This window comes from uncultured Phycicoccus sp. (assembly GCF_947495705.1).
GTDB lineage: Bacteria > Actinomycetota > Actinomycetes > Actinomycetales > Dermatophilaceae > Phycicoccus.
In genome coordinates, this window is the sequence record NZ_CANLZR010000007.1 from 43,451 (window position 1) to 64,367 (window position 20,917).

15 protein-coding genes and 1 tRNA gene are annotated in these 20,917 nt (G+C 73.5%); 7 read left to right on the top strand and 9 right to left on the bottom strand.

Annotated elements, in window-relative coordinates; translation table 11 throughout:
- Nucleotides 1-116: 116 nt before the first annotated feature.
- Nucleotides 117-950 carry a 16S rRNA (cytidine(1402)-2'-O)-methyltransferase gene (rsmI, locus tag Q0963_RS11100; protein WP_299445658.1) on the bottom strand — a complete coding sequence of 278 codons (834 nt, stop codon included), beginning with the start codon at nucleotides 948-950 and terminating at the stop codon, nucleotides 117-119.
- A gap of 57 nt (nucleotides 951-1,007) precedes the next feature.
- Here rsmI and Q0963_RS11105 point away from each other — a divergent pair, with 57 nt between their 5' ends.
- From Q0963_RS11105 to Q0963_RS11125, 5 genes are all read left to right on the top strand, one after another.
- Complete coding sequence (locus Q0963_RS11105; RefSeq protein WP_299445659.1) at nucleotides 1,008-2,567, top strand: dolichyl-phosphate-mannose--protein mannosyltransferase; 1,560 nt, start codon at nucleotides 1,008-1,010, stop codon at nucleotides 2,565-2,567.
- A 51-nt stretch (nucleotides 2,568-2,618) separates the two neighbouring features.
- The gene (locus tag Q0963_RS11110) at nucleotides 2,619-6,203 is read left to right on the top strand and encodes a bifunctional RecB family nuclease/DEAD/DEAH box helicase (protein WP_299445660.1); all 3,585 of its coding nucleotides are present in this window, start codon (nucleotides 2,619-2,621) and stop codon (nucleotides 6,201-6,203) included.
- A gap of 107 nt (nucleotides 6,204-6,310) precedes the next feature.
- Nucleotides 6,311-6,976 carry a hypothetical protein gene (locus tag Q0963_RS11115; protein ID WP_299445661.1) on the top strand — a complete coding sequence of 222 codons (666 nt, stop codon included), beginning with the start codon at nucleotides 6,311-6,313 and terminating at the stop codon, nucleotides 6,974-6,976.
- Between the two features lie 193 nt (nucleotides 6,977-7,169).
- Nucleotides 7,170-8,858 (top strand): AarF/ABC1/UbiB kinase family protein, encoded by a 1,689-nt coding sequence (locus Q0963_RS11120; protein ID WP_299445663.1) that lies wholly within the window; start codon nucleotides 7,170-7,172, stop codon nucleotides 8,856-8,858.
- Between the two features lie 124 nt (nucleotides 8,859-8,982).
- On the top strand, nucleotides 8,983-10,356 hold the full coding sequence (locus Q0963_RS11125) for a GAF domain-containing serine/threonine-protein kinase (protein ID WP_299445664.1): 1,374 nt from the start codon (nucleotides 8,983-8,985) through the stop codon (nucleotides 10,354-10,356).
- A 134-nt stretch (nucleotides 10,357-10,490) separates the two neighbouring features.
- Here the strand turns inward: Q0963_RS11125 and Q0963_RS11130 are convergent.
- A tRNA-Ala gene (locus Q0963_RS11130) sits at nucleotides 10,491-10,563 on the bottom strand.
- 119 nt (nucleotides 10,564-10,682) lie between these two features.
- Between Q0963_RS11130 and Q0963_RS11135 the strand changes: the two genes are divergently transcribed.
- Nucleotides 10,683-11,957, top strand: a complete 1,275-nt coding sequence (locus Q0963_RS11135) for an AI-2E family transporter (RefSeq protein ID WP_299445665.1) — start codon at nucleotides 10,683-10,685, stop codon at nucleotides 11,955-11,957.
- 240 nt (nucleotides 11,958-12,197) lie between these two features.
- On the opposite strand, the gene Q0963_RS11140 is transcribed toward Q0963_RS11135, so the two are convergent.
- From Q0963_RS11140 to Q0963_RS11165, 6 genes are read right to left on the bottom strand one after another with little or no spacing between them, the layout of a single operon-like run.
- Nucleotides 12,198-13,271, bottom strand: coding sequence for a hypothetical protein (locus Q0963_RS11140; RefSeq protein ID WP_299445666.1), 1,074 nt, complete (start codon nucleotides 13,269-13,271; stop codon nucleotides 12,198-12,200).
- A 2-nt stretch (nucleotides 13,272-13,273) separates the two neighbouring features.
- The gene (locus tag Q0963_RS11145; protein ID WP_299445667.1) at nucleotides 13,274-14,023 is read right to left on the bottom strand and encodes a GNAT family N-acetyltransferase; all 750 of its coding nucleotides are present in this window, start codon (nucleotides 14,021-14,023) and stop codon (nucleotides 13,274-13,276) included.
- Nucleotides 14,023-14,520, bottom strand: coding sequence for a molybdenum cofactor biosynthesis protein B (locus tag Q0963_RS11150; protein WP_299445668.1), 498 nt, complete (start codon nucleotides 14,518-14,520; stop codon nucleotides 14,023-14,025). Before Q0963_RS11150 ends, Q0963_RS11145 begins: the two co-directional genes overlap by 1 nt.
- Complete coding sequence (moaC, locus tag Q0963_RS11155; RefSeq protein WP_299445669.1) at nucleotides 14,517-15,014, bottom strand: cyclic pyranopterin monophosphate synthase MoaC; 498 nt, start codon at nucleotides 15,012-15,014, stop codon at nucleotides 14,517-14,519. Before moaC ends, Q0963_RS11150 begins: the two co-directional genes overlap by 4 nt.
- Nucleotides 15,007-16,227 carry a gephyrin-like molybdotransferase Glp gene (gene glp, locus Q0963_RS11160; RefSeq protein WP_299445670.1) on the bottom strand — a complete coding sequence of 407 codons (1,221 nt, stop codon included), beginning with the start codon at nucleotides 16,225-16,227 and terminating at the stop codon, nucleotides 15,007-15,009. Before glp ends, moaC begins: the two co-directional genes overlap by 8 nt.
- The gene (locus tag Q0963_RS11165; RefSeq protein ID WP_299445671.1) at nucleotides 16,227-17,612 is read right to left on the bottom strand and encodes a UTP--glucose-1-phosphate uridylyltransferase; all 1,386 of its coding nucleotides are present in this window, start codon (nucleotides 17,610-17,612) and stop codon (nucleotides 16,227-16,229) included. Before Q0963_RS11165 ends, glp begins: the two co-directional genes overlap by 1 nt.
- 22 nt (nucleotides 17,613-17,634) lie before the next feature.
- Between Q0963_RS11165 and Q0963_RS11170 the strand changes: the two genes are divergently transcribed.
- Complete coding sequence (locus Q0963_RS11170; protein WP_299445672.1) at nucleotides 17,635-18,198, top strand: 5-formyltetrahydrofolate cyclo-ligase; 564 nt, start codon at nucleotides 17,635-17,637, stop codon at nucleotides 18,196-18,198.
- Nucleotides 18,199-18,221: 23 nt separating this feature from the next.
- Here the strand turns inward: Q0963_RS11170 and Q0963_RS11175 are convergent, their stop codons facing one another.
- Nucleotides 18,222-20,876 carry a penicillin acylase family protein gene (locus Q0963_RS11175; RefSeq protein WP_299445673.1) on the bottom strand — a complete coding sequence of 885 codons (2,655 nt, stop codon included), beginning with the start codon at nucleotides 20,874-20,876 and terminating at the stop codon, nucleotides 18,222-18,224.
- Between the last annotated feature and the right edge of the window lie 41 nt (nucleotides 20,877-20,917).

Below are 20,917 nucleotides of genomic sequence, written 5' to 3' on the forward strand. Positions count from 1 at the left end.
GGACTCCCCCGGTCGGGGGTGGGCCGACGCTATGCGGCGCACGATCCTCCTGAGAACCCGGGAAAGGTAAGGAAAGGGTCAGTGATCGGTAAAGACGCCTGCTCCGGGGTGGCGAGTCAGCGACGTCCGGGGTCGACGGCCGCGTCGTAGAGGGCCTTCTTCGACAGGCCCGTCCGTTCCGCCACCTCGGCACAGACGGTCTTCAGCCGCTCCCCCGCGCCGGTGCGCTCGAGCACCTCGGGCAGCGCGTCCTCGAGGGTGCCCGCCGGCCCCGAACTGCCCGCGACGACGACGGTGATCTCGCCACGGGCATGCTCCTCGGCCCAGTCGGCGAGGTCCGTGAGGCCGCCCCGGCGCACCTCCTCGTAGGTCTTGGTCAGCTCCCGGCACACCGCGGCCGGCCGGTCGGCGCCGAAGGCGTCCGCGGCGGACCGCAACATCCGGGCGAGCCGGTGCGGCGCCTCGAAGAAGACCATGGTCCGCCGCTCGTCGGCGAGGCCGGCGAGGGCGCGCTCGCGCTCGCCGGCCTTGCGCGGCAGGAAGCCCTCGAAGCAGAAGCGGTCGACCGGGAGCCCCGAGACGGCGAGGGCGGTGAGGACGGCCGACGGCCCGGGGACCGCGGTGACCCGCACGTCGGCGGCGACGGCGGCGGCCACGAGGCGGTACCCCGGGTCCGAGACCGACGGCATCCCCGCGTCCGTGACGACGAGGACGCGGGCCCCCGCACGCAGCTCCTCGACGAGGTCGGCGGACCGGCTCGACTCGTTGTGCTCGTGGAAGGACACGACCCGGCCTGCCGGGGTGGTGCCGAGGTCGGCGCAGAGGCGTCGCAGCCGGCGCGTGTCCTCGGCGGCGACGATGTCGGCGCTCGCGAGCTCCTCGGCGAGCCGGGGTGCGGCGTCCCGGGGGTCGCCGATCGGGGTCGCCGCCAGCACGAGGAGGCCGCTCATGGGCCGATCCTCGCACGGCGCCCGGTCCGGGTCGGGTGGCCCACCTACGATGTGCCGGTGACCCGGACGGACGAGCTGCGCGACCGGCTGCTCGGGTACCGGCCCACGGACCGGCTCTGGGGGTGGCTGGGTCCGGGGCTCGTCGCCGTCGTCGGCGGTCTGCTCCGCTTCTGGAACCTCGACCGCCCGCACTCCCTCGTCTTCGACGAGACGTACTACGTCAAGCAGGGCTTCTCGATGACCCGGTACGGCGTCGAGATGCGGGTGCTCGACTCGCTGAAGAAGCCCGACGTCGCGTTCGTCGGGGGGAACCCCGACGTCTTCTCCAGCACGAACGGCGACTTCGTCGTCCATCCTCCGGTGGGCAAGTGGGTCATCGGGTTCGGGGAATGGCTGCTCGGCGCCGACTCCGGGTGGGGGTGGCGGTTCTCCGTCGCGCTCGTCGGGACCCTGTCGATCCTCATCGTGGGGCGGGTCGCGCGGCGGATGTTCGGCTCGACCGCGCTGGGCACCGTCGCGGCGTTCCTCCTCGCGTTCGAGGGGTCGCACTTCGTGATGTCGCGCACCGGCATCCTCGACATCATCGTCATGTTCTTCGCGCTCTGCGCGTTCGCGGCGCTGCTCGTGGACCGGGACCACAGCCGGGCGGTCCTGGCCGAGAAGGTGGGTGCTCTCGGGCGCGGTGAGTGGCCCGGGGGCGGTGGGCCCTGGCTCGGGTGGCGACCGTGGCGCTGGGTCGCGGGGGCCTCGCTCGGCCTGTGCATGGGCACGAAGTGGTCGGGGCTGTTCTTCCTCGCGGCGTTCGGCCTCCTCACCGTGTGGTGGGACATGGGCGCCCGGAGGGCCGCCGGGGTGCGGCGCTGGGCCCGGGGCTCGCTGCTGCAGGACGGCCCGTTCGCAGCGGTCCAGCTGGTCGCGACCTCCGCCGTCGTCTACACGCTGTCGTGGAGCGGCTGGTTCCTCACCGACATCGGGTACCACCGGCGGTGGCACGAGTTCAACCCGGGCGAGGGCGTCCAGTGGCTGCCGCCCGTGCTGCGCAACTGGCTCAAGTACCACCAGGACGCGTACAACTTCAACACCACGCTCGCCGAGCCCCATCCGTACCAGTCGAACCCGTGGTCCTGGCTGGTCCAGACGCGCCCCACGTCGTTCTTCTACGAGAGCCCGGAGCAGGGGGTCGACGGCTGCACCGTCGCCCAGTGCTCGGCGGCCATCAACCCGATCGGCAACGTCGCGGTCTGGTGGGTCGGCATCCTCGCCCTCCTCGTCGTCCTGTGGTGGTGGCTCGTCCGTCGGGACTGGCGGGCCGGCGCCATCGCGGCCGGGGTCGTCGGCGGGTACCTGCCCTGGTTCGCCTACCAGCACCGCACCATCTACACCTTCTACGCCGTCGCGTTCGAGCCGTGGGTCGTCCTCGCGATCACCTTCCTTCTCGGGCTGTGGGTGGGGAGGCGCGCCACCGACCCGGCGCGCTGGCGGTTCCGGGTGCTCGTCGTCGGGGGGTACCTGGCGCTCGTCCTGGCGCTGTTCGCGTTCTTCCACCCCGTGTACGTCGCCGACACCATCCCGTACGACCACTGGCGCTGGCGGATGTGGTTCCCCAGCTGGATCTGACGGCCGCGGCGGTGCCGGACCCTGTCGGAGGCTCCGCGTAGGTTTCGGAGCATGTTCCTCCTCGGCGACGAGCAGCGGCTCGTCATCAGCGCCAGCGACCTGCGCACCGCGTCGGTGTGCGAGTACGCCGTCGTCGCCGAGCTCGACGCGCTGCGCGGGTTACGCCCCGCCGTCGCCCCCGAGCGCGACCCGATGCTCCAGCGGGTGGCCGCGCTCGGCGACGAGCACGAGCAGGCCGAGCTCCGGCGGCTCTCTCGCGACCATCCCGGGCGGGTCCGCACCCTCCCGTCGCCGCGCTACACCCCCGCAGGCCTCGCGGAGGCGATGGCCGCGTCGCTCGCCGCCCTGTCCGGCGACGCCGAGGTCCTCAGCCAGGCCACCCTGTTCGACGGGGGCTTCGTCGGCCGCGCCGACTTCCTCGAGCGCACCGCCGACGGGTGGCTCGTCAGCGACACCAAGCTCGCCCGCCACGCCAACGTCCCCGCGCTGCTGCAGGTCGGGGCGTATGCCGCGATGCTCGAGGACGCCGGGGTGCCGGTGGCCCCGACGGCGCGGCTCGTCCTCGGCGGCGGTGAGGTCCGCGACCTCCCCCTGCCCGAGATCCTGCCGGTCTACCGGGCCCGCCGCGCCCGGCTCGAGGCGCTGCTCGGCCAGCACCTGGCGGCGGGCGGGCCGGGGGCCTGGGGCGACGAGCGATGGCTCGCCTGCGGCACCTGTCCCGAGTGCACGGTCGAGGTCGAGACGGCCCGCGACCTCCTCCTCGTCGCCGGGATGCGCCGCCCCACCCGCCGCCGCCTGCTCGACGCCGGGGTCCGGACCATCGACGACCTCGCGGTGCGCACCGAGCCCGTCCCCGACGTCCGCGGCGCGATGCTCGGCCGGCTGCGCGAGCAGGCCCGCCTCCAGCTCGAGCAGGAGGCCGACCCCGCCGGCGGGGTGCGGCACGAGGTCGTCGACCCCGACGCGCTGCGGCGCCTGCCGGCGCCGAGCCCGGGCGACCTCTTCTTCGACTTCGAGGGCGACCCGCTGTGGCAGGAGCGGGGGTCGAGCATCTGGGGGCTCGAGTACCTGTTCGGGATGGTCGAGGTCGACACCGGCACCCCGGAGTTCCGCACCTTCTGGGCCCACGACCGCGCCGCCGAGAAGCAGGCCCTCGTCGACTTCGTCGACCATCTCGCGCAGCGGCGCCGGCGCTGGCCCGACCTGCACGTCTACCACTACGCGCCGTACGAGCCGGCGGCCCTGCTCCGGCTCGCGGCGCGGCACGGCGTGTACGAGGACGAGGTCGACCAGCTCCTGCGCGACGGCGTGTTCGTCGACCTCTACGCCGTCGTCCGGGCGGGCATCCGGGTGTCGCAGCGGTCCTACTCGATCAAGAAGCTCGAGCCGCTCTACATGGCCGAGCGCGAGGGCGACGTGCAGGCCGGCGCCGACAGCATCGTGGTCTACCACCAGTTCACGGCCGCATGCCTCGAAGGGCGGGCGGGCGAGGCGTCCGCGCTGCTGCGCGAGATCGCCGACTACAACCGCGACGACTGCGTCTCCACCCTGCTCCTGCGCGACTGGCTCCTCGCCCGTCGCGACGAGCACGGCTCCGGTGCGGCCGGGCCGTCCGGGGCGGGCGGGGCCACCCCCGCAGCGTCCGACGAGCCTCCGGCTGTCAGCCCGCAGCGGGCCGCGGCGCAGGCGCTCGAGGCCGCCGTCCGCGCCCTCGTCGAGGGCGTCGCCCCCGCCGACCGCACCGACGAGGACCACGCGGTCGCGCTCGTCGGCTCCGCGGTGCTCTTCCACGCCCGCGAGGACAAGCCCAAGTGGCAGGAGCACTTCGAGCGGCTCCGGCTGCCGGTCGACGACTGGCGCGTCGCCGACGGCGTCTTCCTCGTCGAGCGGGCCGAGGTCGTCCAGCCGTGGCACAAGCCCCCCGGCGCGCGGAAGGCCCGGCGCCACCTCCGCCTGTGCGGCGAGCCGATGCGCAACGCCGCGATCCCGGTGGGCGCCAAGGTCGCCGCCGTCTACCGGGTCCCCGCACCCGACGGGGTCGAGCCCGAGCGGCTCCACGCGAACGCGAAGAGCCCGTCGGGGGTCACCGTCCTCGACACCGAGGAGCGAGTGGGGCGCACCGGCCGGCTGGAGCAGACCCTGCTCGTCGAGGAGCTCCAGCCCGGCGCGGCGGGCCACGACGCGGCGCCCACCGCCCTCGTGCCGAACGACAACGTCAGCGCGGCCCCCATCGACCGTGCCCTCGCCGAGGTCGCCGAGGCGGTCCGGGCGTCCGGGTCGGTCCCGGTCGGTGCCGGCACCGATGTGCTCCTGCGCCGGCCCCCGCGGATGCGGGCGGGCGGCCCGCTCCCCGAGGTCGGGGCGGGGCCGGACGGCTACATCGACGCGATCACCACGGCCCTCACCGGCATGGACGACTCCTACGTCGCCGTCCAGGGGCCGCCCGGGACGGGCAAGACCCACGTCGGGGCCCACGTCGTCGCGCGGCTCGTGGCGCTCGGCTGGGGCATCGGGGTCACGGCGCAGAGCCACGCGGCCGTCGAGAACGTCCTCACGAAGATCGTCGCCGCCACCGACGTCCGGCCCGAGCAGGTCGGCAAGGTCGCCAAGGACACCCCCGACCCACGGTGGACGGCGCTCACCCGGCCGGGCGATCTCGCCACGTTCGCCGCGGAACACCGTGCCGCCGGGCGCGGGTACGTCATCGGGGGCACCGCCTGGGACCTCACCACGCCGGAGCGGGTCGACCGGGGGCAGCTCGACCTGCTCGTCGTCGACGAGGCCGGGCAGTTCTCGCTGGCCAAGACCCTCGCGGTGTCGGTGGCCGCGCGCCGCCTGCTCCTCCTCGGCGACCCGCAGCAGCTGCCCCAGGTCACCACCGGCACGCACGCCGAGCCGGTCGACACCGCCGCCCTCGCCTGGCTGACCCGGGAGGCCGCCGTCATGCCCCCCGAGCTCGGCTACTTCCTGGCGACGACGTGGCGGCTGCACCCGGCACTCACCGGACCGGTGTCCGCGCTCGCCTACGCCGGGCGGCTCCGCGCCGAAGAGGCGGTGACGTCGGCGCGCACCCTCCACGGCGTGCCGCCGGGGCTGCACGTGCGCCTCGTCGACCACCGCGACAACTCGACGCACTCCGTCGAGGAGGCCGAGGCGGCGCGTGACCTCGTCCGCGACCTGCTCGGCCGGGCGTGGCACGACGGCTCGGCCCGCGACGAGGCGGGGCGGCCCGTCGGCCCCCGTCCCCTCACCGACGCCGACGTCGTCGTCATCACCCCCTACAACCACCAGGTGGGCTCGATCCGCCGGGTCCTCGACGACGCGGGCCTCGACGGCGTGCGGGTCGGCACCGTCGACAAGTTCCAGGGGCAGGAGGCGCCGGTGGCCGTCCTGTCGATGGCCGCGTCGTCGCACTCGGACGTGTCCCGCGGGATGGGGTTCCTGCTCGACCGGCACCGTCTCAACGTCGCCATCTCACGGGGCCAGCACTCGGCGTTCCTCGTCCGGTCGCGGGTGCTCACCGACTTCTCACCGCGCACCCCCGACGAGCTGCTGGCCCTCGGCGCCTTCCTCCGCCTGTGCGCCGCGGCCGTCACGACCACCGACACCCCGAGCGGCGCCACGGACCGCCCCTGAGCCGCCGCTGCGTCGTCCGTTCGGCCATTTCGCCGACGAACCAGCGGACGTCGGCGTGTCGGCGACGACATCATCTCGGTCACCACCCCTGCTCGTCGGAGGTTCCTGTGACCATCAGCCGTATCGGGGCGGCGCTCACGAGCGCCGTCGTCGTCGTCCTCGGCGGAGGGGTGGCTGCCGTGGCCTCGACCGCTCCGGTCTCCGTCGTCGTCAGCGACGACGAGCCCACGTCCGCCCCGTCCGACGACTCCGGAGCCGAGGAGCCCGATGGCCCTACCTCACCCGACGAGGGGGAGGACGGCGGGACGGAGACCGACGACGGCCAGGACGGCTCGTCGGAGAACGGGGAGACCGACGACGGGCAGGACGCCGGGCACCACCCGGGAGTCGGTCCGGACGCCTCAGGACCCGCCCGGCACGGGCTGTGCACCGCGTGGGAGCACGTCAAGGACGTGCCCGGCAAGGCCGCGAACTCGACGGCGTTCCGCAACCTCCAGGAGGTCGGCTGCGACGATGCCACCTCCGCGACGGACGCCGACGCGGCGGACGAGGAGCAGGAGTCGTCCACGGCGAAGCGGTCGAAGGCCGAGAAGGACGCCGCAAAGGCCGCCCGGAAGCAGGCCAAGGCGGCCGCCAAGGCAGCGGCTGCCGCCGAGCGGTCGAGCGCGAAGTCCGACCGCACCACCGCGAGGTCCGATCGGAAGTCGGCCGAGAAGTCCGCTCGCAAGGCGCTCAAGCGCTCCGGCCGCGCGAACGGCCGCAGCCACCGCTGAACCGGGTCGCAGGACCCCACGAACGTCCCGCCGGAGGATGCGACCGGCCGGGACGCGTCCCGGTCGGACAGTGAGCCGTCCGACCGGGACGTCAGACCTCGCAGCACGACGGGCCGGCGGCCCTCATCGCCGCCGGCCCGCCGTCCGGCCACCCCGGGGCGCGGGCGATCGACGGAAGCGGGAGGATGTCCGGATGCGCAACCCCCTCGACAGCCGCTACGTGGACCTCGTCCGCCTCCTCCGCCGCTACGGCCGATCCGATCTCGTCTCCGGTGCGCAGCTCGACGAGTTCGCCGTCGACGAGCCGGGCGCCGAGGCCGACAAGCCGGTCACCGGGGAGACCGTGACCGCGGAGCGGTTCGCGAGCGACCTCGAACGGATGGGGCCCACCTTCATCAAGCTGGGGCAGCTCCTGTCGACCCGCTTCGACCTCCTGCCCGCCGCGTACACGGCGGCGCTGGCGAGGCTCCAGGACACCGTCGACCCCGTCCCGTTCGCCGCGGTGCGGGAGGTCGTCGAGAGCGAGCTGGGGGCGCCGATCACCGAGCGGTTCAGCGACTTCGCCGTCGACCCGCTGGCCTCGGCCTCGATCGGGCAGGTCCATGCCGCAACGTTGCGCAACGGCCACGAGGTCGTCGTCAAGGTGCAGCGGCCGGGCGTCCGCGAGACCGTCCGCGACGACATGGAGGTGCTGACCCGGCTGGCGTCGATCGCGGACAACCGGACCGAGGTCGGTCGACGGTTCGGGTTCGGGCAGCTCCTGGCGCAGTTCCGTCGCTCGGTCGCCGGGGAGCTGGACTACCGGCGCGAAGCCAAGAACCTCGTCACCTTCGGCGAGCTGACCGCCGAGTACGACCGCCTCGTCGTGCCCCAGCCGGTGATGGAGTACACGACGAGCAGGCTGCTGACGATGGACCGCATCGAGGGCCGCAAGATCACCGACGTCGGGCGTCTCGGGCTCACCGACGTCGACGCCCGGCCCATCGTCGAGGAGCTCTTCCGCGCCTACCTGCGGATGATCCTCGACCACGGTGTCCTGCACGCCGACCCGCACCCCGGCAACCTCCTGCTCACCGACGACGGGCGGCTGGCGCTGCTGGACCTCGGGATGACGGCGTCGGTGCCGCCTCGCCTCCAGGGTGAGGTGGTCAAGCTGCTCCTCGCGATCAGCGACGGCGACGGCGAGGAGGCCGCGGCCATCCTCGCGGCGATGGGGCACCCGATCGAGGGCTATGACGCCGCAGCGTTCCGAGACGACGTCACGCACCTGGTCTCCGAGGCGGTGGCCAGCGGCGCGGACCTGCAGGTCGGCACGGTGCTGGTCGACCTGAGCCGCCTCTCCGGCGTCCACGGGCTCCGCCCGCCGTCGGAGATGTCGATGATCGGCAAGGCGATGCTCAACCTCGACCAGGCGACGTCCCACCTCGACCCGACGTTCGCGCCCGCCCAGTGCATCCGCGACAACGTGAGCGAGATCTTCGCGTCGGGTCTCAAGACCTCCCCCGGGGGTCTGCTGTCGGCGGCGATCGAGGCCAAGGACTTCACCGCGCACCTGCCGCAGCGGGCCAACCGGATCCTCGACGCGATGGCGGCCGGCGAGTTCCGGCTGCGGGTCGACGCCCTCGACGAGCAGCGGCTCCACCTGGTCCTCCAGCGGGTCGCCAACCGGCTCACCCTCGGCCTCATCATCGCGGCCACGCTCATCGGGGCCGCGTTCATGATGCGGGTGCCCTCGTCGTGGACCCTGCTCGGCTACCCCGGGATCGCCATCGTCTTCTTCCTGCTGGCGGCGCTCGCGGGGGTGGCCCTCGCCGTCTGGATCATCGCCACGGACCGCCGGGTCGCGCAGACCGACCGGCACCAGAGGGGCGCACAGCGGTAAGGCCGCGCTGCGTTCGGGAGTCGTGCTCCCAACTCCTGACGGCAGCTGTCTGTGCACGTACGAGACCCCCCGCAACCCTCGCTCAGGGCGTATCTTCGACCAACCTGTCAGAGAGCGGACGAACGTGTCAGAAGTGTCAGTCAAGGGTCTTACGAGCGCGCTTCTCGGCGGGCGGTACCGACTCCTCCACGAGATCGGGCGCGGCTCGGTCGGGACCGTCCATCGGGCACGGGACGAGTTCCTCGAGCGCGACGTCGCCGTCAAGCTGATCGAGCCGCCCATGGTGGGTCCGGAGGACCTGCGTCGCGACGAAGACGAGGTCAAGCTTCTCGCACGGCTGAACCACCACGGCTTGGTCACCCTGTTCGATGCGGGCTCCGACCTGTCCCACCCCGGCCGGCCGCGCATCTTCCTCGTGATGGAGCTGATCGACGGACCCGACCTTCGGGATCGACTGGCCCAGGGATCCATGCCGCCGGTGGACGTCGCCCAGATCGGCTACGACGTGGCGACGGCGCTCAGCTACGTCCACGACAACGGGGTCATCCATCGTGACGTCAAGCCCGCGAACATCATGATGTTCGACTACGGCGCCGACGCCACCAGGGTGCGAGCCAAGCTCACCGACTTCGGCATCGCCGTCCTGACCGAGGCCCCGCTCAGCGGTGGCAGCGGGTCCTTCATGGGAACGGCCGCCTACGTCAGCCCGGAACAGGCCAAGGAAGAGCCGCTCGGACCCCCCAGCGACATCTACTCCCTCGGCCTGGTGCTGCTCGAATGCCTCACCGGCGTCAGGTCCTTCCCCGGCGACCCGTTGACCAGTGCCCTGGCTCGGCTGCTGAACCGTCCGGAGATTCCCAAGGACCTCGACCCGCAATGGGTGTGGCTGCTCACGGCGATGACGGCAACGGACCCGACAGCCCGGCCCTCCGCTGGAGAGGCGGCCATCGCCCTCGGTGAGATCGTCGTCGCGGAGAAGGGCCGACTGGCAGAGGATCAGCCGTTCTCCCACGCTGATGAAGCGGCGAGGCTGACGGCCGTTCACCGCTACCAGATCTTGGACACGCCGCACGACGGTGCGTTCGACCGGATCACGGCCCTGGCCGCCCGCCTGTTCTCGGTGCCGATAGCGATCGTCAGCGTGGTCGACGATGACCGCATCTGGTTCAAGTCACACCACGGTGTGGACATCGACCAGGTCGACAGGGAGCCGGGCCTGTGTGCCTCGGCCATCCTCCAGAACGAGCCCTGGGTCATCGAGGACGCGCGCCTCGACTCGCGGGCGCTGTCGAATCCCTTGGTGGCGGGGGAACTGGGGCTGCAGTTCTACGCGGGCATCCCGCTCCGTACCCATGACGGCTACAACCTCGGCACGTTGTGCATCATCGACCGCCACCCACGCACCATGACTGACAGCGACATCACGACGCTCGAAGACCTGGCCGCCATCGTCATGCATGACCTCGAACAGCGAATGCAGAGCCGACAGACCGCCTAGTCGGCGACACATCGGCCGCGTTCCCGGCCGCGAGGCGCCGGGGGGGCACGCCAGGGCGTCGGTGGTGAAGGACAACGAGCGAAACCCCGCCCGGGCCGGCACGAGTGTGCCGGTCGGACGGGGTTCGTCTCGGGTGGAGCTGAGGGGATTCGAACCCCTGACCTTCTCATTGCGAACGAGACGCGCTACCAACTGCGCCACAGCCCCGAGTGCGGGTGAAACGATAACACCGTCGAGGCAGCGCCTCGAAACCGAGTCGGCCGGGTGTCCGGAGGCTCCGCACCGCTGCGGACGGTGCCGCCGTCCCCACCGCCTAGAGTCAGCCCATGCGACTCCCGTTCCCGCGACGCACGCGCTCCGAGGCCGACGCGCGCTTCGCCGCCTCGGTCGTGCCCCTGGCCGAGGACGACCCGCGCCGACCCGCGGAATGGTCGGTCCCGGTCGGCGTCCGGACCGCGAGCGAGTGGGCCTGGCGGGGCATCGTCATCGCCGCCGCTCTCGTCGGTGTCCTGTACCTCACGAGCCTGCTGTCCCAGGTCGTCATCCCGATCGTCGTCGCGATGCTGCTCTCGGCGCTGCTCCACCCGGTGTTCGACCGGCTGGCGCGCGTCATGCCGAAGGGCGCCGCCGCCGGGATCACCGTCATCGGGACGATCGCGGTCGTCACGGGGCTGCTGTCCTTCGTCGGGTCGCAGCTCACGAGCCAGCTCGGTGACATCACGACGAAGGTCACCGACGGCATCGAGCAGATCCGCCAGTGGGTCCAGGACACCTTCGGCATCAGCGACACCCAGCTCACCGACTACATCGACCGCGCCAGGGAGTCCCTGAGCTCCGGGAACGTCACCGACACCCTGGCCGCCGCGGGGCTCACCGCCGGCCACCTCGTCGCCGGGTTCTTCCTCGCCCTGTTCACCCTGTTCTTCTTCCTCTACGACGGCCCCGCGATCTGGGCGTGGGTGGTGCGGATGTTCCCCCGCGGCGCCCGCGCCAGGACTCACTCGTCCGGCCTGATCGCCTGGGGCCAGCTCGCGGCCTTCACCCGCGCGACGATCCTGGTCGCGGCCGCCGACGCCACGGGCATCGGCCTCGGCGCCGCCATCCTCGGGGTGCCGTTCGCCTCCGGCATCGCGCTGCTCGTGTTCTTCGGCGCCTTCATCCCGATCGTCGGTGCGGCCGTGTCCGGCGGGGTCGCGGTGCTCCTCGCCCTCGTCGCGCTCGGCCCCGTCAAGGCGCTCATCATGCTGGCGGTGGTGATCGGCGTCCAGCAGCTCGAGAGCCACCTGCTCCAGCCGCTGCTCATCGGCCGGGCCATGCGGCTGCACCCGTTGGCCGTGATCCTCGCCATCGCCGCAGGGCTCATCCTCGCGGGGATCATCGGCGGTCTCATCGCGGTGCCGACGGTCGCGGTGCTCAACGCCGTCGGGCACCATCTGCTCGACGGGGCCGAGGGCCACACCGACCTGGCGAGCGAGGACGCAGAGGTCTCCGACGTCATCGGAACCGAGCAGGCGGCCGAGGCGCGGGCGGAGGCCGCCGAGGACACCCCCGACGCGCCGCTGGTCCCCGAGGTGCCGACGCAGGACCACCCCGACTCCTGAGCCCAGCGGCCGAGCGTCCCGTCGCCCGACCAGACAAGAAGGCATCGTCCCGGAATCGCTCCGGATCCCGGAGGTATCCCTCCGACAACGGAGGACCCTCGGTCCGGATCCGGAGGGATACCTCCGGTCAGCGGGGCGTTTCTGGATCTGACCTTTCACCTGGCCGCTCCCCGCGCCGGACGGCTGGGAGATCAGTCCGGCGGCCGGTAGCCGGCGGTGTGGCCTGCGGCCAACGGGAGGTCAGGCGCCGGCGACGCGGCGCTCGTCGACCTCGTCCTCGCGCAGGCGCAACGCTGCGTGCCCCGGGGCCGGGGTGGGCGTGACGTCGGCCGGGGCGACCTCGGGCCGCTCCGCCTTGGCCTTCATCGTGTAGGTCGGCCGGGGCACGGGCACGGGGTCCCAGGTGAGGGGGATGTCGTCCTCGTCGACGAGGTGCACGTACTCGATCACCGGCTCGGGCTCCGGCTCCGGCTCCACGGCGACCGGCTCCACAGCGACCGGCTCCGAGGCGACCGGCTCCACGGCGTCCCGCTGCACAGCCGCATCGGCCCGGGAAGCCGCCTCGGCGACCTCACCGCGGTCCGCGTCGACGTCGGCGGCCGACCCGTCGCTAGACGACGACGCCATCACCTCGACCGGTGCGACGAGCTCGCCGTCGGCACGCGAGCGGCCGGCGGTGGCGCTCCCCGCGCCGGCACCGCGGCGACCGGGTGCAGCCGAGCCGGGCACCGCCGCAGCACGGCGGCGAGCCTCCTGCACCGCACGGCGCCGCCGGGCGGCGCGGGCGGCACGCTCGGCGCGCACCCCGGCCCGCACCCACGCGAGGGCGAGGACGAGCCCGCCGACCGCGACCAGCGGCGCCCACGGCGGAACCAGCGACAGCCCGGCGAGGCCGGCGGTGGCGAGCGACCCGAGGACCGCGAGGACGAAGACGGAGGCGCGGACCCGGCGCGAGGGCCGGACCGCGGCCGGAGCGGCAGCCGGCCGGGCCGCGGGCCGCGCCGTCTCCGGGACGGGTCGGCCGGCGGGTCGGGGGGACATCGGCGAGGGCATCTCGGCGGGCACGGCGCGCTTGACGACGACCTGCGGGCGGACCGGCCGGGCGGGGTGGACGGACCACGAACGAGGCGCCGGGTCGGAGAGGTCGGTGCGCGGAATCGGGCTGCGCCGCTCCAGGACTCGCATCGCCGCGCTGAACTGCTCGACGGAGCGCGCGGTGGCCAGGTGGTCGCGGCGGCGGATCCAGTACTGGACGAAGTAGGCAGCCCACACCCCGAGGAGGACGATGAAGATCAGACTCGACGGGGACTGCACGGCTACGACGGTAGGCGCGGAGCCTCTCCCGCGCCCGCACCCGACTCGGTGTGTCGCGCAAGTGACTCATGTGACGACTGTGTCGAACGGGTCAGACGGGTCAACCGCTCGAGCATCGTCTCGGACCCGAGGTCCTCGGTCGTGATCGCGAACGACAGGTGCGTCCGCCACGCGCCGTCGATGTGCAGGTAGTGGGGCCGGTGTCCTTCGGCCCGGAACCCGAGCTTGCGCACCACCGCGAGGCTCGCCGTGTTCTGGGGCCTGATGTTGATCTCCATGCGGTGCAGGCCGACCCGCGTGAACAGGTGGTCGGCAACCAGCGCGACGGCCGTCGGCACGATCATCTGACCGGCCACGGCGCGGCTCACCCAGTACCCGACGTGACAGGACCGGAAGGAGCCGAAGACCACGGTGCCCACGTTGACCTGACCGACGAGTCGGCCGGCCGACTCGATGGCGAGCGGCAGGGCCCTGCCGGCCGCGCCGTCGTCGTCGTACTGCCGGACGAGGTCCTCGAACGAGCGGGGCGGCGTGGACGGGTCGGGCGCCGTGGCGTCCCACGGCTCGAGCCACTCGGCGTTGGCCCGGCGGACCGCCTGGAACACCGGGCCGTCGGCGTACATGAGCGGCCGGAGCGCGACCTCGGCCCCGGTGGGGGTTCGGCCGTACAGGTACACGGGCCACACCCACTCCGGCGGCGGAGCCGGGTGCGGGTCGCGGCGGGGGCCGGCACCGACGAGTCGCCGCCACATCAGTGGTCGCCCCCGCGGACCTGCTCGAGGGCGTGCGGCAGGACGTCGGCGAGGACCTGCAGCGCGTCCCGCACCCCACCGGAGGAGCCCGGCAGGTTGACGACGAGAGTCCGGCCCGCGAGGCCGGCGAGGCCGCGCGACAACATCGCGGTCGGGACGCCCGCGGCCACCCCGGCCGCCCGGATCGCCTCGGCGATACCCGGGACCTCGTGGTCGAGCAACGGCCGGGTGGCGTCGGGCGTCCCGTCGGTGGGCGTCAGCCCGGTCCCCCCGGTCGTGAGGACGAGGTCGGGACCACTCGCGAGCGAGGCCCGCAGCGCCTCCGCGACCGCCGGCCCGTCCGGCACCACCGTGGGGTCGTCGACCTCGCAGCCCCACCCGCGCAGCGTCTGGGCGATGAGCGCGCCGCCGCGGTCGGGGTACACGCCCTCCGACGCCCGGGTCGAGCAGGTGACGACGACGGCTCGGCGCCCTGCGAGCGGACCGTCGGCGCTCATCCCTGCGCCTCGACCCAGTCCCCCGACCGGCCCCCGGACTTCGCGGTGACGCGTACATCGGTGATCCGGGCGTGCTTGTCGACCGCCTTGACCATGTCGACGAGCGCCAGCGCCCCCACCGCCACGGCGGTGAGCGCCTCCATCTCGATGCCGGTGCGGTCCGCGGTGCGGACCTCGGCGCGCAGGTCGACCCCGTCGTCGGCGACCGTGAGGTCGACCTCGACGGCGTGCACCGCGACGGGGTGCGCGAGCGGGACGAGCTCGGGGGTGCGCTTGGCCGCCTGGATGCCCGCGATCCGCGCGACGGCCAGGGCGTCGCCCTTGGGGACCGCCCCACCCCGCAGGGCGGCGACGGCCTCGGGTGAGAGGAGGACCCGGCCGCGGGCCTCTGCCCGGCGCGCGGTGACGGCCTTCGCCGAGACGTCGACCATGTGCGCCGTGCCGTCGGCGCGCACGTGGGTCAGGCCCGAGGAGGGCCCTTGGGTCTCAGCCACGGTCTCGATGATGCCCCAGGATCGGCAGACAATGCACCGTGTCACCCACCCGAACCTCGGCGGCCCCCACCGGGACCATCGCGAGCGCGGTCGCCTCGGCGAGGGCGGCCAGCATGTGGGACCCCTGCCCGCCCGAGGGACGGACGACACCGGCCTCCTCGACGACCCGGGTGAGCTCGACCTTCTCGCGGACCACCGGCCACTGCTCGCCGGCGACCGCGTCGAAGCCACCGTCGTCGGCCGGGTCGAGACCGGTCATGGCCCGCAGGGCCGGCAGCACGAAGACGTGGAACGAGGCGAACGAGCTGACCGGGTTGCCGGGGAGCGTGACCAGCGCGACGCGCCCGCCTGCCACGGCACCGCACCCCTGCGGCATCCCGGGCCGCATGGCGACCTTGACGAACTCGACCCCGCCGACCTCGGTGAGCACCTCCTTGACCGTGTCGTAGACACCCATCGAGACCCCTCCCGTCGTGATGAGCAGGTCGGGGTCACCGTCCGGTGCGGTGAGGAACGCCCGCACGGCGTCGGCGTCGTCCCGCAGGTGGACCCGGGCGGCGACCTCGGCGCCGGCCGCCTCGACGAGCGCCTCGAGCATGAGCGAGTTGGAGTCGACGATCTGGCCGTGCTCCAGGGACGAGCCCACGGGCACGAGCTCGTCGCCGGTGGACACGACGGCGACCCGGGGGCGCCGGTGCACCTCGACCTGCGCGACGTTGGCGGCGGCCATGAGCGCGACGTGACCTGGGCCGAGCAGTGTCCCGGCCCGCAGCACGACGTCACCGGTGCGGACGTCCTCGCCCTGGCGCCGGACGAAGCGGCCCACCTCGGGCTCCACCCGCACCTCGACGGTGTCGGCGCCCCCATCGGTCAGCTCCACGGGCACGACGGCGTCGCAGCCCTCCGGCAGCGGCGCGCCCGTCATGATGCGCAGCGCGTGGCCGGGGGCGAGGACGTGGCGGGTCGTGTCTCCCGCCGCGATGTCGCCGTCGACGGGCAGCCGGACCGGTGTCGCCTCGCTCGCCCCGTCGAGGTCAGCGGCCCGCACGGCGTAGCCGTCCATCGCGGAGTTGTCGAAGCCGGGCAGGTCGACGGCCGCGACGACGTCCCGGGCGAGCACCCGTCCGCGCGAGCCCGCGACCGCCACGCGCTCGGCGGGGAGCGGGGCCACCAGCGCCAGGATGGCCGCGCGGTGCTCCTCGAGCGAGCGCATCACGCGTCCCCCTCGAGCCGTGCGCCGTCAGGGACGTGCCGACGCTCCGGCGGCACCCGGACGTCGCCGACGCACACGACGTCGGCGCCGAACGTCGTGTCGCCCTCGACGCGCAGGCTCGTGCACGCCCGCAGGCGGGGCACGCCCCGGGGGAAGCGGGCGTCGAAGTCGTGGACGAGCCGGTACGCCGGGCCGAGGTCGACGTAGGGCTCGGGGCGGCCGGTGACCGACTCGACGGCCCCGTCCTCGGCGATCCGGTACAGGTCGCTGCGGATGAGCAGCAGCTCGTTGGTCGTCTTGACGGGCCGAAAGCGGGACCGCTCGACCTCGAGGGCCCGCGCCCCGTCGAACAGCTCGACGGCCGCCCCCATCGCCGACTCGATCTGCACGACCGGCGGCGAGTCCGGCCGCGTGGGGTCGACGGTCTTGCGGTTGACGATGATCGGCAGGCCCAGCACCCCGTCGCGCTCGTCCAGACGGGCCGCGAGCGCGTCGAGGTCGACCCACAGGTTGTTCGTGTGGAAGTACCGGTGCCGCTCGGTGTCCTGGAACAGCGGCTCCTCGCCGGGCTCGACCATCGCCGAGTCCCGCAGGACGAGCCGGCCGTCGGCGCGGCGCACGGCGAGATGGCCGCCCTTGCGGTCGTTGACCGTGCGGGGGCTCACCTCGGCGACGTACGGGATCCCCTCGGCGGCCATCCAGGCCGGGATGGCCGGGTCGCAGGTGGCGCCGAGGTTGTCCGCGTTGGACAGGAAGAGGTAGCGGTGGCCCCGGCCGCGCAGGCGCTCGAGGATGCCGCTGGTCTGCAGCGCCACGTACACGTCGCCGTGGCCCGGCGGGCACCACTCGAGCTCGGGGTCCGCGGGCCACTCGACCGGGGCCAGGTCGTCGGAGCGCAGCTTCGGCTCCATGTTCTGGAGGAAGTCCAGCGGCAGTCCGTCGACCTCGAGCCCTGCATGCCGCGCCAGGATCTCGAGCGAGACCGCACGGGTGCGGAACGAGTTCATGAGGACGAGCGGCACCGCGACCCCGTACCGCTCGCGGAGCGCGAGGACCTGGTCGGCGATAATGTCGAGGAAGGTGCGCCCGTCGCGGACCTCCAGCGCCGACTTCGGCCCCTGGACGCCCATCCCGGTGCCGAGGCCCCCGTTGAGCTTGACGACGACGGTCCGGGCGAGCGCGTCGCGCAGGGCCGCGTCGTCGCGCGTCCGCACGTCGCGCAACGTTGCGACCTCACCGAGCGGCTCGATCGTGTCCTCCGGGATGGTGCCGGTGACGTCGGCGGCGAGCTGGTCGTGGAAGCCGGCGAAGACCCGGACCGCGAGGTCGTCGACCCCGGCGTCGTGCATCTTCGCGGTCGCGGCGCGCAGGGCCTCGCTCGTCATGGCGCCACCCTACGATGCCGGGGTGGGCGCCCTCTCAAAACCTCAGACCCGCCGGCTGCGGCGTGCCCGACGCCTCGAGATCGCCGCGGCCCGCGACCTGGAGGCCGACGGCCGCGCCCTCGCCGCGCACGCCCTCGACCTCGTCGCGTCCCTCCGGCTCGCGCCCGGTGCCACCGTCCTCAGCTACGAGTCGATGCCCGCCGAGCCGCCGACGACCGCGCTCAACGCCCGGCTCGTGGCGGCGGGCCTGCGGGTGCTCGTGCCCGACACCCTGCCCGACCTCGACCTCGACTGGCACGACGTGAGCGGCGACGGGGGCCGGCTCGGCCTCGACGCCGTCCGCACCGCCACCCTCGTCCTGGCCCCCGGGCTGGCCGTCGACCGGTCCGGGACCCGGATGGGGCAGGGGGGCGGCTGCTACGACCGTGCCCTCACCCGCAGGGCCCCGGGCGTGCGGGCCGTCGTGCTGCTGCACCCCGGCGAGCTGCTCGACCCCGGCGCCGAGCCGCTGCCGGTGGAGCCGCACGACGTACGCGTGGACGGGGTGCTCACGGCCGACGGGCTGGTGGACCTGCCGGCCGGCTGAGCGCGGCGCGGGCCGCGGCGGCGTCAGCCGGTGGCGGTGCTGCTGTCCGGGCGCAGGGTGAGGATCTCGGGGTCGGTGCCCTGGACGGCCTCCAACGAGAACGGCCACGGTCGCTGGCGCCCCGCGACCCAGTCGTCGACCTGGTCGGCATAGTGCTCGTCGGTCGCATGCCCGCTGACCCCGGTCTGGTTGATCCAGGTCGAGGAGTCCAGGTCCGCGAGGTCGACGACCATCCGCATCGACGGCGCCCAGTTGACCTCATACCCCTCGCTGGCGTTCCAGCCGTTCGCGTTGACGATGGCCGAACTGCCCGGCATGTCGTAGGGCCCCTCGTTGAACAGCCAGCGGACGGGCCCGGGCACGTCCCCGCCGCCGAGCACCCGGTGCTGCAGCGTGATCCGGTGCAGCTTGCCCCAGTCCCAGCCCTTCGGGTCCTTGCCGAGCTCCCGGGTCAGCTCGAGCCGTGCCTCGACGAGGGCCTGGCGCAGGATCTCGTCCTTGCCTTCGGTGACGTTCGGGGTGAGGGCGTTGTCCCACCAGGCGCTCTCGGGCTCGGCGAGCAGGCCCTGCACGGCGGCGCGCCACCGGTGCCCGCCGTCGGCCTTGAGGCCGGTGGGGAGCTCGTCGTCGAAGAGCAGCTCGCACAGGTTGCGCCACACCGCGTTGTAGTAGGCCGCCGCGGCCGATGCGTCCGAGTCGGCGGCCGGAGTCGTCCGGTCCCAGCCACGCAGCAGCGAGCGGGCCTCCTCGGTGAAGTCGAGGAGGTCCTGCTGGGCGGGCTCGGAGTCGGTGGCCTCGAGCGGCACCCCGAGCAGCGCCGGGACGAGCACCTGGGCGAAGAGGTCGGCGTCGTCCATCTGGATCGAGGCCATGTCGGCCGGCGAGACCTGGTCGAGCTCGTCGAGCCGCTGTGCGATGCGGGTGGAGCGCCAGCCGGCGTCCCACTCGGTCGTGAGGAACGGCGAGCTGCTGTCGGCGACGGCCTGGTTGGCGGCGACGATGAGGCCGTCGGGCGGGTCGAGGGTCCACGGCAGGTCCGAGAACTCGACGAACCCCGTCCACGCGTACGTCGAGTCCCAGCCCGGCGCCGGCCAGTAGCCCGGCGGTGCCTTGGGAACGGCGGAGCGTCGGATCGGGATCTGCCCGGGCGCCTGGTAGCCGATGTGCCCGGCCCGGTCGGCGTACACGAGGTTCTGCGAGGGGACGGCGAAGTCCCGCGCGGCGTCGCGGAACTCGTCGAAGTCACTGGCGGTGTTGAGCGCGAGGATCGCGTCGGCGGTGCGTCCCGGCAGCAGGCCGGTCCAGGCCAGCGAGACGGCGTACGCCTCGCTGTCATCGCCCTCCTGCTGCGTGGGTGCTCGCGACCCGGCATCCCGCACGGCCTGGATCACGTCGGACATGATCGGGCCGTTCTCGGTGGAGCGGGTCACGATCGTCTGGTCCGCCCCGCCGGCGACCTTGATCGTCTCCTGGCGGACCCGCAGCGGCACCCAGTCGCCGTCGCGCTGGTAGGTGTCACCGACGACCCGCTCGAGGTAGAAGTCGGTGACGTCGGGGTCGAGGTTGGTGAAGCCCCAGGCGATGTCCGCGTTGTGGCCGATGATGACGCCGGGGACCCCGGCGAAGGAGAAGCCCGAGACGTCCAGGGGGCACCCCGGGCCCACCGTGCGGCAGTGCAGGCTGTTCTGGATCCAGATGCCGGGCTGGCCGATGCCGAGGTGCGGGTCGTTGGCGAGCAGCGGCTGGCCCGTCGTGGTCCGTGAGCCCGCCACGACCCACGAGTTCGAGCCGACCCCCTCGCCCCGTCCCACCAGCTCCGGCACCGCGTCCAGCGCCTGCTGCACGGCCGTGTACGCGGCCCGGGCGTCGGGGGTCGACAGCTCGCGGGCCACCTCGCCCGCAGCGGGGGCGGACGCTGCGCCCGCGAGCGAGGACGGCAGCGCGGACCCCGCCGGCGCCCGGCCTGGTCGCCACTCCTCGTCGGAGAGGATCGGCGGGCGCAGGTCGGGCTGGTACGCCGGGTAGATCTGGTCGATCTGGGCGGGGCTGAGGCGGCCGCTGAGCTGGGCGCGGGCGAGCTCGTTGGTGTAGTCGCCGCGCAGGTCCCACGCCATCGCCTTGAGCCAGGCGAGGCTGTCGACGGGCGACCACTCCTCGATGTCCCCGATCGGCATCGACAGGCCGAGCACGCTGTACTCGAGCGAGACCTCGCCCGGGCTGCGGCCGCGCAGGTACCGGTTGACCCCCTCGGCGTAGGCCTGCAGCGCCTGCCGGGTCTCGGGCTCCAGGGTCGGCAGCTCCTGTTCGGCCACCCGGCGCCAGCCCATCGTCCGCACGACCTTGTCGGTCTGCACCCCGGGCTGGCCGACGAGCTCGGCGAGCCGCCCCGCCGTGATGTGCCGCCGCAGGTCCATCTCGAAGAAAAGCTCCTGGGCGTGGACGTAGCCCTGGGCCCGGGCGAGGTCGGTGACGCTGTCGCCGTAGATGTGCGGGACCCCACTGTCGTCCCGCATCACGGTGACGGCGGCCCCCAGCCCGGGCAGGGTGGCCTCGCCGGACCGGGTCGGCAGCGACTCGCGCACGGTCGAGACGACGATGACCCCGGCGACGAGGGCCACGACGACGACGGCGGCGAGCAGTCCCAGGAACAGGCGGCGGGCGACGACGAGGCGACTCACCCTGCGAGACTAGGTCACCACCACCGACGACACGAGGACGG